Source organism: Streptomyces mobaraensis (assembly GCF_020099395.1).
In the GTDB taxonomy this organism is placed as follows: Bacteria; Actinomycetota; Actinomycetes; order Streptomycetales; family Streptomycetaceae; genus Streptomyces.
In genome coordinates this window covers 6,862,799-6,875,380 of record NZ_CP083590.1, presented here as the reverse complement: position 1 = coordinate 6,875,380, position 12,582 = coordinate 6,862,799, and the positions used below count along the sequence as shown (strand labels likewise).

Below are 12,582 nucleotides of genomic sequence, written 5' to 3'. Positions count from 1 at the left end.
GGTTCTCCGCCGTCCGGGCGCTATCGGATGTCCGTCATGTCCAGGGCCATGTCCACCAGGCTTTCGGCGTCCATGGTGTCGATCGATTCGGTGCCGGTGTCCTCCGGGCCGCCGCCGTCCGGCGACAACTCACCTGTTTCGGCCGCGAGTCGGAGGAGCGGGTCGAGGAGTCCGGCCGCCCGGAGGCGGGCGACCGGGATGCCGGCGAGCAGCGCCCGTACGTCGGTCCCGTCAGCCGTGCCGCCCGGGCCGGCCGCGCCGTCCGGAGCGTCGCCGCCGTCGGGCAGCAGCAGGGTCCGCAGGTGGGCGGCGAGGTCGGCGGGGGTCGGGTGGTCGAAGACGAGGGTGGCCGGGAGCCGCAGGCCGGTGGCGGCGTTCAGGCGGTTGCGCAGCTCGACGGAGGTGAGCGAGTCGAAGCCGAGTGCCTTGAACGGCTGCCGGTCGTCCACGTCCCCGCCCGAGGCGTGGCCGAGGACGGTCGCCGCGTGGCCGCGGACCAGGTCCAGCAGGGCGCCGTCGCGTTCGGCGGCGGGCAGGGCGGCCAGCCGCGCCCGGAGGGCGTCCCGCCCCTCCCCCGCCCCCGCTTCGGCGGTCCGCCGGGCGGGACCGCCGGCCAGGGCGCGGAGCAGCGGCGGGACGCCCCCGGGCCCGGCGGAGGCGCGCAGGGCCGCGGTGTCGAGCCGCAGGGCGACGGGCAGCGGCCGGTCCCCGGCGAGGGCGGCGGCGAACAGGTCGAGCCCCTCCGCGTCGGTGAGCGGGGCGACGCCGGAGCGCCGCATCCGGGTGTGGTCGGCGGCGTCCAGGTGGCCGGTCATGCCACTGGCGGTCTCCCACAGGCCCCAGGCGACCGCCAGGCCGGGCAGGCCGTCGGCCCGCCGCCGCCGGGCGAGCGCGTCGAGGAACGCGTTGGCGGCGGCGTAGTTGCCCTGGCCGGGGCCGCCGAGGGTGGCGGCGGCCGAGGAGAACAGGACGAACGCGCCGAGCGGGGTGTCGCGGGTGAGCTCATGGAGGTTCCAGGCGGCCCGGACCTTGGGGCGGAGGACGGCGTCGACCTGCGCGGGGGTGAGGGCGGTGACGACGGCGTCGTCGAGCACGCCGGCGGCATGGACGACGCCGGTGAGCGGGCGGTCGGCGGGGATCGCGGCAAGGACTGCGGCCAGGGCGTCCCGGTCGGCGGCGTCGCAGGCGGCGACGGTCGCCTCCGCGCCCAACCCGTGCAGTTCTTGGACGAGTTCCGCGACTCCGGGAGCGTCGGCGCCCCGCCGCCCGAGCAGCAGCAGGTGCCGTACGCCGTGCCGGGCGGCGAGGTCGCGGGCGACGAGCCCGCCGAGGACGCCCGTGCCGCCGGTGATCAGGACGGTGCCGGCGGGGTCGAGGGCGTCCGGCATGGTGAGGACGACCTTGCCGGTGTGCCGGGCCCGGCTCATGAAGCGGAACGCCTCGGGGGCGCGGCGGACGTCCCAGGTGGCCGCCGGGAGCGGCCGGAGCACGCCCCGCCCGAAGAGCTCCATCAGTTCGCCCATCATCGCGCCGATGCGCTCGTGCCCGGCGTCGATGAGGTCGAAGTACCGGTAGGTGGTGCCCGGGTGGGCGGCCTCCTCGGTCGCCGCGTCGCGGATGTCGGTCTTGCCCATCTCGACGAACCGGCCACCGGGGGCGAGGAGTCGCAGGGAGGCGTCGACGTACTCGTGGGCGAGGGAGTTGAGGACGACGTCCACGCCGCGCCCGCCGGTCGCCGTCCGGAAGGCGGCCTCGAAGTCCAGGTCGCGGGAGGACGCAATGCGCTCCTCGGGTACGCCGAGGGCGCGCAGCGTGTCCCACTTGGCGGGGCTCGCGGTGGCGTACACCTCGGCGCCGAGGTGGCGGGCGATCTGGAGGGCGGCGATCCCGACGCCGCCGGTGGCGGCGTGCACCAGCAGGGTCTCGCCAGGGCGGACGGCAGCCAGGTCGACCAGCCCGTACCAGGCGGTGAGGAACGCGATGGGGACGGTGGCGGCCTCGGTGTACGTCCAGCCGTCGGGCATCCGGGCCAGCAGCCGCCGGTCGACGACGGCGTGCGGCCCGAACGCGCCGGGCACCATGCCGAACACCCGGTCGCCGGGCGCGAATTCGGTGACGTCGGGGCCGGTCTCCAGGACGACGCCGGCGGCCTCGCCACCCATGACGTCCTGGTCGACCATGCCGAGCCCGAGGACGACGTCGCGGAAGTTCATGCCGGCGGCGCGCACGGCGATCCGCACCTGCCCCGGCCCGGGCGGCCCGGCCGCCTCGGGGGCGGGGACGAGGGCGAGGTTCTCCAGGGTGCCCTTGCTGGTGACGTCGAGCCGCCAGCCGGACCCGTCGTGCGGCGGCTCCAACGACCGTCCGGCGGCGGCCCGGGCGAGCCTCGGGATCAGCAACTTCCCGTTGCGGAGGGCGGCTTCGGGTTCCTCGGAGGCGAGCGCGGCGGGCAGGGCGTCCCGCGAGCCGGGCAGCCCGTCGACGTCCAGCAGCGCGAACCGGCCCGGGTGCTCGGTGCGCGCCGAGCGGACCATGCCCCAGACGGCCGCGTGCGCGAGGTCGTGGACGGTCTCCCCGGGGGCGGCCGGGACGGCGCCGGAGGTGGCGAGGACCAGCCGCGACGAGGCGCAGCGCTCCTCGTTCAGCCAGTCCCGCAGCAGGGCCAGGAGCCGGTGCGTCACCGCCGTGGCGGCCTCGTCGGCGGGGAGGCCGGCGGTGTCGAAGCGGCAGGGGACGACGACGGTGCCGGGGACGGCCGGGGCGGCGGCGAGCGCGGCGAGGTCCGCGTGGACGGACACGCCGGGCCGCCCGTCGGCCAGCCCGAGGACGTCCTCGCCCAGTACCGCCCAGTCCGATTCGCCTTCGCCGGCGGGTATTTCGTTCCACTCGACGTGGAAGAGGGAGTCGTGGTGCCGGGCGGTGCGGGCGGACTCCAGCTGGTCCCGGGTGACGCTCCGGCTGACCAGGGACGCGACGGTGACGACGGGCGCGCCGGAGCCGTCGGCCGCGCGGAGCGTCAGGCCGTCGTCGCCGGCGGGCGCGAGGTGGACGCGGAGGGCGGTGGCGCCGGTGGCGTGCACGGTGACACCGGTCCAGGCGAACGGCAGCCGGACGTCGCCCGTGGAGCGGGCGGCGGCGGGGTGCAGGGCCGCGTCGAGGAGGGCCGGGTGAAGGGCGAACGCGGCGGCGCCGTCGTGCTGTTCGCGGGGCAGCCGGACCTCGGCGTAGAGGTCGTCGCCGCGTCCCCAGAGGGCGTGCAGCCCCTGGAAGGCCGGACCATAGCCGAGGCCGTCGTCGGCCAGGCGCTCGTACAGCGCGTCGACGGGGACGGGGGTGGCGCCCGGGGGCGGCCACGCGGCCAGGTCCCACGTCGGGGCGGGGGCGGTGTCCGGGGCCAGGAAGCCGGTGGCGTGGGCGGTCCAGGCGGCGTCAGGGGCGGCGTCCTCGGGGCGGGAGTGCAGGGCGAGCGGCCGCCGGCCGTCCTCGTCGGCGGCGCCGACGGACAGCTGGGCGTGGATGCCGCCGCGCTCGGGCAGGACGAGCGGCGCCTGGAGCGTCAGCTCCTCCAGCGTGCCATGGCCCGCCAGATCCCCTGCCTGGACGGCGAGTTCGGCGAGGGCCGCGCCGGGGACGAGGGTGGTGCCCCAGACGGCGTGGTCGGCGAGCCAGGGGTGGGTGTCGAGGGACACCCGCCCGGTGAGCAGCAGCCCGTCCCCGCCGGCCACCGGCACGGCCGCGCCCAGCAGCGGGTGCCCGGTGGCGCGCAGGCCGACGGCGGTGACGTCGCCGCCGGCGGCGTCGCCCTCCAGCCAGTAGCGCTCGCGCTGGAAGGCGTAGGTGGGGAGGTCGACGCGGTGGCGGGCGCCGGCCGGGAAGACGGTGGTCCAGTCGACGGCCACACCCTGGACGTACGCCTCGGCCAGGGAGGTCAGGAAGCGACGCCGGTCGCCCTCGTCGCGGCGCAACGAGCCGACGACCACGGCCGGTACGTCCGCCTCCTGCGCGGTCTCCTCCACCCCCACGGTCAGGACGGGATGGGCGCTGCACTCGACGAACGCCCGGTGGCCGGCGGTCAGCAGGCCGTCGACGACGGACTGGAAGCGGACGGTGTTGCGCAGGTTGCGGTACCAGTAGTCCGCGTCGAGACCGGTCGTGTCGAAGACCTCACCGGTGAGCGTGGAATGGAAAGGGACCGAGCCGGAGCGGGGCCGGATGCCGGCGAGTTCGCTGTGGATACGGTCCCGGATGCGCTCCACGTGGGCGGAGTGCGAGGCGTAGTCCACCGGCACGCGGCGGGCGCGGACGTCCTGCGCCTCACAGCGGGCGAGGAGCTCGTCCAGCGCGCCCGCGTCCCCGCAGACGACGGTGGAGCGGGGGCCGTTGAGGGCGGCGACGGATATGCGTCCGTCCCACGCCGCCAGCAGCGCCTCGGTGTCGGCGGCGGGCAGGGCGACGGACACCATGCCGCCCTCCCCCGCGATCTCCAGCAACGCCCGGGAACGCAGCGCGACGACGCGGGCACCGTCCTCCAGCGACAGGCCGCCCGCGACGCAGGCGGCGGCGATCTCCCCCTGCGAATGCCCGACCACGGCGACGGGCTCGACACCCGCCGACCGCCACAGCGCGGCCAGCGACACCATCACCGCCCACAGCACCGGCTGGACGACGTCGACGCGCTCCAGTCCCGGAGCCCCCGGCGTCTGCCGGAGCACATCCGTGAGCGACCAGTCGACGAACGGCTCCAGCGCCCGCTCGCACTCGGCGATCCGGCCCGCGAACACCTCACTGCGGTCCAGCAGCGGAACGGCCATCCCGGCCCACTGCGACCCCTGCCCCGGGAACACGAACACCGGGCCGTCGGCCTCGCCCGAGGCCACCCCGCTCACCACACCCGGGGCGGGCTCACCGGCGGCCAACGCCCGTATGCCATCGAGCAGTTCGTCCCGGCCGTCGCCGATCACCACCGCCCGGTGCTCGAACGAGGACCGCCCCGAGGCCAGCGACCAGCCCACCCGCGCCGCGTCGGCGTCCTCGACGGCGTCGGCGAGCCGCGCGGCCTGCGCCCGGAGGGCGTCGGGGGTGCGGGCGGAGACCACCCAGGGCAGGACGTCCGTGCCGCTGCTCTCGGGAGCGGTGACGGGCTCGTCCTCGGGGGCCTGTTCCAGGATGACATGGGCGTTGGTGCCGCTGACGCCGAAGGAGGAGACGCCGGCCCGGCGCGGGCGGCCGGTCTCGGGCCAGTCGCGGCGCTCGGTGAGCAGTTCGACGGCGCCGGAGGACCAGTCGACGTGCGGCGTCCGCTCCTCGGCGTGCAGGGTCTGCGGCAGCACGCCGTTGCGCAGGGCCATGACGGTCTTGATGACTCCGGCGGCCCCGGCGGCGGCCTGCGTGTGGCCGATGTTGGACTTCAGCGAGCCCAGCCACAGCGGCCGGTCCGCCGGGCGGCCCTTGCCGTACGTGGCGAGCAGCGCCTGGGCCTCGATCGGGTCGCCGAGCCTGGTGCCCGTCCCGTGCGCCTCCACGGCGTCCACGTCGGCGGCGGTGAGTCCGGCGTCCTCCAGGGCGCGGCGGATGACGCGCTGCTGGGCCGGGCCGTTGGGGGCGGCGAGGGCGCTGCTGGCGCCGTCCTGGTTGACGGCGGAGCCGCGCAGGACGGCGAGGACGGGGTGGCCGTTGCGGCGGGCGTCCGACAGCCGTTCGACCAGCAGCATGGCGACGCCCTCGCCCCACGCGGTGCCGTCGGCGCCGGCCGCGAAGGACTTGCACCGGCCGTCGGGGGCCAGCCCGCGCTGCCGGCTGAACTCGACGAAGGTGCTGGGGGTGACCATCACCGTGACGCCGCCGGCCAGGGCGAGCGTGCAGTCGCCGCGGCGCAGCGCCTGCGCGGCGAGGTGGAGGGTGACGAGCGACGAGGAGCAGGCCGTGTCGACGGTGACGGCCGGGCCCTCGAAGCCGAAGGTGTAGGCGATCCGGCCGGAGGCGACGCTGCCGGACGTGCCGCTGCCGAGGAACCCGGCGACGGCCTCGGGCACCTCGATGCCGCGGTTGCCGTACTCGTGGTACATGAGCCCGGCGTAGACGCCGACGCGTTCGCCGCGCAGGCGGCGCGGGTCCACCCCGGCGCGTTCGACGGCTTCCCAGGCGGCTTCCAGCAGCAGCCGCTGCTGCGGGTCCATGGCGACGGCCTCGCGCGGGCTGATGCCGAAGAAGGCCGGGTCGAAGCCGTCGGCGCCGTCGATGAACCCGCCCTCGCGGACGTAGGTGGTGCCGGGGCGGCCCGACTCGGGGTCGGGGTCGTAGAGGTCGTCGATCCGCCAGCCGCGGTCGGCGGGCGGCGCGCCGATGGCGTCACCGCCCTTGACCACCAACTGCCACAGGTCCTCGGGCGAGTTGACGCCGCCGGGCAGCCGGCAGCTCATGCCGACGACGGCGATGGGCTCGTGGCCACCGTCCTCCAGCTCCTTGACGCGGCGGCGGGACTCCTTGAGCTCGGCGGTCGCCCACCGCAGGTGTTCGCGCAGCTTCTCTTCGTTGCTCACTTCGAGCCAGCTCCTCGGGGGGTGTGCGGTCCGGTGGTCAGCCGCGTTCTGCGGTGCGCAGCTCTCGAAGCGCTTCGAAGAGCTCGTCGTCGGTGGCGGTGGCGAAGTCGTCGTGCCCACGGGCGTTCTGGCCGGTCTCCGGGGCGGGGTGGCCGGAGCCGTGGCCGGGTCCTTCCGGGCCGGCCGTGCCCCAGCGGGACAGCAGGTCCTTCAGGCGGCGGGCCACGAGGTCCCTGGTCCCATCGTCGGCGGCGTAGGGGGCGAGGGCGGCTTCCAGCCGGTCGAGTTCCTCGACGACCGGGCCGCCGGGGCCGTCCGGCCCGTCGGGCCCGTCGGCGGGTGCCGCGGCGGCGAACTCGGCGCAGAGGTGCTCCGCGAGGACGGCCGCCGTGGGGTAGTCGAAGATCAGGGTGGTGGGGAGGTCCAGCCCGGTGGCCTCGTGCAGCCGGTCGCGGAGTTCGAGGTCGGCGAGGGAGTCCAGGCCGAGGTCGACGAAGCCGCGGTCGGGGGCGATGTCGGCGGGCGTCGCCTCGCCGAGGACGGCGGCGGCGTGCGTCCGGACGAGTCCGAGCAGAGCCCGACGGCGCTCGGGCTCGGGGAGGGCGGCGTAGCGGTGGCCGGGCGCGGCGGATTCCTGTTCCTGAGCGGCGGCCGGCTCGGCCGGCGGCTCCGTGGTGGGTTCGGCGGTGTGTTCCGCGGTGTGTGCCGTCGCGGGAAGCGCCCGGAGCAGCGCCGGGGGCCTCCCCTGCGCCGCCACCCGCGCGGGGTCGAGCCGGAGCGGCAGCAGCACCGGCTCGCCGTGGGCGCCGGCGGCGTCGAGGAGCGCGAGGGCGTCGTCCGTGGCCAGCGGCAGGACGCCGGTCCGGCCGAGCCGGGCCCGGCCGGTCGCGTCGAGCGCGTCGGTGAGCGTGCTGCTCCGGGCCCACAGCCCCCAGGCCAGCGACTGCGCGGGCAGGCCGCGGGAGCGGCGGTGGTGGGCGAGGGCGTCCAGGTAGGCGTTGGCCGCGGCGTAGCCGCCCTGCCCGGCGGAGCCGAACGCCCCGGCGGCCGAGGAGAACATCACGAACGCCGCCAAATCGTGGCCTTCGGTCAACTCGTGCAGGTGCCAGGCGGCGTCGGCCTTGGGACGGAGGACGGCGTCGAGGCGCTCGGGCGTCTGCGCGTCCAGGACGCCGTCGTCGGTCACGCCGGCGACGTGGTACACGGCCGTCAGCGGGTGCTCCTCCGGTATGCCGGCGAGCAGCGCGGCGAGCGCGGCGCGGTCGGACACGTCGCAGGCGACGACGGTCGCCTCGGCGCCGAGCCCGGCCAGTTCCGCCGTCAACTCGGCGGCCCCGTGGGCGTCCTGGCCCCTGCGGGCGGCGAGCAGCAGCCTGCGCGCCCCGGCGCGGGCCAGGTGGCGGGCGACCTCGCCGCCGAGGGCGCCGGTGCCGCCGGTGAGCAGCACGGTGCCGCGCGGGTCGAGCGGACGGGCGCCCGCCCCTTCCGACCCGGCCGCCACCAGGCGCGGGATCAGGACCTCCCCGTCCCGCACGGCCGCCTGCGGCTCGCCGGCGCCCAGGACGGCCGCGAGCACGCGCCCGTCGATGGACGTGTCGGCGTCGACCAGGACGATCCGGTCCGGGTGCTCGGACTGCGCCGTCCGCAGCAGCCCGAGGGCCGCCGCGGCGGCCGGGTCGGACACGTCCTCACCGGGCCGGACGGCCAGGGCGCCGCGCGTGACGACGACGAGCGTCGCACCGGCGAAGCGGGGGTCTGCCGACCAGGAGCGGGCGAGGCCGAGGGCGCCCCGGGTGGCGGCGCGCAGCCCGTCGGGGCCGGGGGTGCCGGCCGTCAGGACGTGAACCACCGTACGGGGACGGGCCGTTCCGCCGTCGACGGCCGCACCGAGGGAGGCGAGGTCCGCGTGGACGGCGGCCTCCGGCAGGTCGGCCACCGGCACGCCCTCGGGGCCGGGGGGTGCCGATCAGGGCGATGGACGCGCCGAGGGCAGGAGTCCCCTGCCCGGCGGTGGAGGGCGCGTGGGCGTCGGACGCGCCGTAGCCCACCGGCGTGGGGGGCACCGCGTGTGTGACGGGGGTGAGAGCCGGGGCGGTGGGTGCGCCGTGCCCTTCGGCACCGGGTTCACCGCCGGCGCCGGACGCGGCGTGCGCGCCGGCACCGTCGACGGCAGGTGAGAGGGCCGACGCGGCGGGCGCGTCCTGACGCACGCCGGCGGACGCGGGAGCCGAGGCGGGCCCGCCGGCAGCCTCATGCCCCTCGACACCGGTTCCGGTGGGGGCGCCCGCGACGGGTGTGCGAATGGGGGCCCACTCCACGCGGTACAGGGCCGCCGGGGCGCCCTCGCCGGCTTCGGTGGCGGCCTGCTCGTCCCGGACGGTCCTCAGGACGACCGCGCCCGCCGAGGCGACGGGGGTGCCGGCCGGGTCGGCGAGGTCCAGGGTGACGGTGTCCGGGCCGGTGCGGGTGAGGTGGACGCGCAGGGCGCCCGCGCCCGGGGTGTGTACGGCGACGTTCCGCCAGGCGAAGGGGAGTCGCGGCGCGCCGCCGCTCTCCTCCACGAGTACGCCGAGGGCCTGCAGGGCGGCGTCGGCGAGGGCCGGGTGGAGGCGGTAGCGGGCGGCTTCGGCCTGCCGGTCGCGGTCGAGGGCGGCCTCGGCGAAGACCTCGTCGCCGAGCCGGCGGAGGGACCGCAGGCCGCGGAAGGCGGGACCGTAGGCGTAACCGCGTGCGGCGGCGCGCTCGTAGAAGGCGGTGACGTCCGTCGCGGCGGCGGTCTCCGGGGCCGGGTCCATCAGGTCGTACCCGGGCCGCGGCGCGCCCTCGGCCAGGGTGCCGCTCGCGTGGCGGGTCCAGTCGGTGCCGTCGGCGCACGCGTCGAGGGTGAGGCGGCGGCGGCCGGACGCGTCCGGGCCGGTGACGGCCAGCCGGAGGCGGGCGCCGGCGTCGCCGACGACGAGCGGGGCGTGCAGGGTCAGTTCCTCGACCAGGCCGCAGCCCGCCCGGTCGGCGGCCCACAGCGCGAGCTCCAGGCAGGCCGTGCCGGGCAGCAGCGTCCGGCCGAGGACGGTGTGGTCGGCGAGCCACGGGTGGGTACGGGTGGACAGCCGGCCGGAGTACAGCACCCCGTCCCCGTCCGGGAGTTCGACGGCAGCTGCCAGCAACGGGTGGTCGACGGCGCCGAGTCCGGCGGAGGCGACGTCCCCGGTGGCCGGGGCGTCGTCGAGCCAGTAGCGGCGGCGCTGGAACGGGTACGTCGGCAGGTCGACGCGGCGGAGTCCGGTGCCCGGCAGGGCGGCGGACCAGTCCACGGCGGCGGCGCGGACGTGCACGTCGGCGAGCGAGGCCAGCAGCCCCCGGGCGCCACCGTCCGCGCCCAGCGCGGGGACCGCGGACGAGTCCGGGGCGCCGGTGTCCGTCCCCATGACGACGAACACCGTCCGCCCGCTCGCGGCCGAATCGCCGACGGCGGAGTCGAGTCCGCGCGGCGACCGGCCGGCGTCGGGCCGCCAGTCGTCGCCGCCGGAGGTCGTACGGAACGGCACCTCCGCCGGACGCGGCGCCACGGCGTCACCCGCCTCCCCGGCCACGACGCGAGCACCGTCCTCCAGCGACAGCACCCCCGCCGCACAGGCCGCCGCGACCTCGCCGATCCCGTCGCCGACGACGGCCGACGGCCGGACGCCGTGGTGCCGCCAGAGCGCGGTGAGGGAGACGGCGACGGCCCAGCGGGCGGCGCGGGTGCCGGCCCCGGACGGAGCCGCACTACCGGACACGTGATCCTTGTCGGCCCGTCCACCCGTCCCGGGCGTCGTGCCCGCGCCGGTCGCGTCGGAACGGCCCACTCCGGCCACACCGGCATCACCGGTCCCACCGGCCGCGCCCGATACGTCGGATGTCTCGGCCGCACCGGACGGCCGGTTCCGGCCGTCCTCCGCCGCCGGGCGGCCCGCGCCGTCCCCGGCCGGCCCATCGGCCGCCGTGGGCGCGCCGATCGCGTCCGTCAGGTCCCGGAGCACATCCGCCCCGGCCCGGCCGGTGGCGGTGGCGAGCGCACCGGCGCACTGCTCAAGGTGCCGGGCGAACACGGGGGACTCGTCCAGCAGGCGGCGCACCGCGGCGCCCCCGGTTCCGCTGCCGTCGTCCGGGAAGAGGAAGGCGACCTTGGCCGCGCCGTGTGCCGCGCCTGTCGCCGTTCCGGGAGCGGGCTCCCCGGCGGCCAACGCCGCGACGGCCGACCGGAGTTCGTCACGGTCCGCGCCGACGGGCACCGCCCGGTGCTCGAAGACCGAGCGGCCGCGGGCGAGGGCCGCGGCGATGTCGGCGGCCGACTCGTCCGGGTGGGCGTCGAGGTGGGCGAGGAGGCGCGCGGCCTGGTCGCGGAGGGCTTCCGGGGTCTTGGCGGACAGGGGCCAGGGAACGGCCGACACGACGGACGGTAGGGAATCGGCGTCGGCGCTCTCGGTGGCGTCGGCGGCTCCCGAGCCCACCCCGGCGGCCGCGGCCGCGGCTTCCTCCGGCGCGACCTCGCCGGAGCGCGCGACCTCGCCGGAGGGGACGGTCCCGCCGGAGCGCGCGACCCCGCCGAAGGGCACGGCCGCACCGGACGACGCGCCCTTGTCGGAGGGCGCCGACGCCGACGCCGCAGCCTCCTCCGGCGCCTCCTCCAGCACCACATGCGCGTTCGTCCCGCTCACGCCGAACGACGACACGCCCGCCCGCCTGGGCCGCTCCGACGCCGGCCACGGTGCCGGCTCGGTGAGCAGGGCGAGGGCGCCCGCCGACCACTCCACGTGCGGCGACGGCTCGTCGATGTGCAGGGTGCGCGGGAGGACACCGTGCCGCAGCGCCATCACCATCTTGATGACGCCGGCGACGCCCGCCGCGGCCTGCGCGTGGCCCATGTTGGACTTCACCGAGCCGACCCGTACGGGCCGGTCGGCCGGCCGGTCCTGGCCGTAGGTCTCCAGCAGGGCCTGGGCCTCGATGGGGTCGCCGAGGGTGGTGCCCGTGCCGTGGGCCTCCACCGCGTCCACGTCGGCGGCCGCGATCCGCGCGTTGGCGAGGGCGTCGCGGATGACGCGCTGCTGGGCGGGGCCGCTGGGGGCGGTGAGGCCGCTGCTGGCGCCGTCCTGGTTGACGGCGCTGCCGCGGATGACGGCGAGGACGGGGTGGCCGTTGCGGCGGGCGTCCGTCAGGCGTTCGAGGACGAGCATGCCGGCGCCCTCGCCGAGGGCGGTGCCGTCGGCGGCGGCGGCGAACGCCTTGCAGCGGGCGTCGGGGGCCAGCCCGCGCTGCCGGCTGAACTCGACGAGGGCCATCGGGGAGGCCATGACGGTGACGCCGCCCGCCAGCGCGACGCCGCTCTCGCCGAGCCGCAGCGACTGGCAGGCGAGGTGCAGGGCGACGAGCGACGACGAGCAGGCGGTGTCGACGGTGACGGCCGGGCCCTCCAGCCCGAGGGTGTAGGCGACCCGGCCGGAGGCGACGCTGGCGGCGCTGCCGTTGCCGATGTAGCCCTCGAACTCCGGTGGCACGCGCCGCAGTCGGGACGCGTAGTCCTGGTAGATGACGCCGGCGAAGACGCCGGTGCGGCTGCCGGCGAGCCCGGCCGGGTCGATGCCGGCGCGCTCCAGGGCCTCCCAGGACGTCTCCAGCAGCAGCCGCTGCTGCGGGTCCATGGCCAGCGCCTCGCGTCCGCTGATGCCGAAGAAGCCGGCGTCGAACCGGTCGGCGCCGTCCAGGAAGCCGCCTTCGCGGACGTACACCCGGCCGTGCCGGGCCGGGTCCGGGTCGTACAGCTCCGGGTCCCAGCCCCGGTCGGCGGGCAGCGGGGTGATCGCGTCGGTGCCGGCCGCGACCAGTTCCCAGAGGTCCTCGGGCGAGCGGACGCCGCCGGGGTAGCGGCAGGCCATGCCGACGACGGCGATCGGCTCGCGGGCGCCGGCCTCGGCCTCGTGCAGCCGCTGCCGGGTCCTGCGCAGGTCGACGGTCAGGCGCTTGAGGTAGTCGAGAACCTTTTCGTCACTGGTCATGTCGCTTG

General features: G+C 77.4%; 3 protein-coding genes. All 3 read right to left on the bottom strand.

What is annotated here, in order from left to right:
* Positions 1-20 precede the first annotated feature (20 nt).
* The 3 genes from K7I03_RS30485 to K7I03_RS30475 are packed head-to-tail and all read right to left on the bottom strand — an operon-like array spanning position 21 to position 12,574.
* Positions 21-6,539: a type I polyketide synthase gene (locus K7I03_RS30485; protein WP_224347292.1), complete on the bottom strand. Its 6,519-nt coding sequence runs from the start codon at positions 6,537-6,539 to the stop codon at positions 21-23.
* Between the two features lie 37 nt (positions 6,540-6,576).
* The gene (locus K7I03_RS30480; RefSeq protein ID WP_398858593.1) at positions 6,577-8,346 is read right to left on the bottom strand and encodes a type I polyketide synthase; all 1,770 of its coding nucleotides are present in this window, start codon (positions 8,344-8,346) and stop codon (positions 6,577-6,579) included.
* Complete coding sequence (locus K7I03_RS30475) at positions 8,228-12,574, bottom strand: type I polyketide synthase (protein ID WP_224347291.1); 4,347 nt, start codon at positions 12,572-12,574, stop codon at positions 8,228-8,230. The genes K7I03_RS30480 and K7I03_RS30475 overlap by 119 nt, the downstream gene beginning before the upstream one ends.
* Positions 12,575-12,582: the final 8 nt, after the last annotated feature.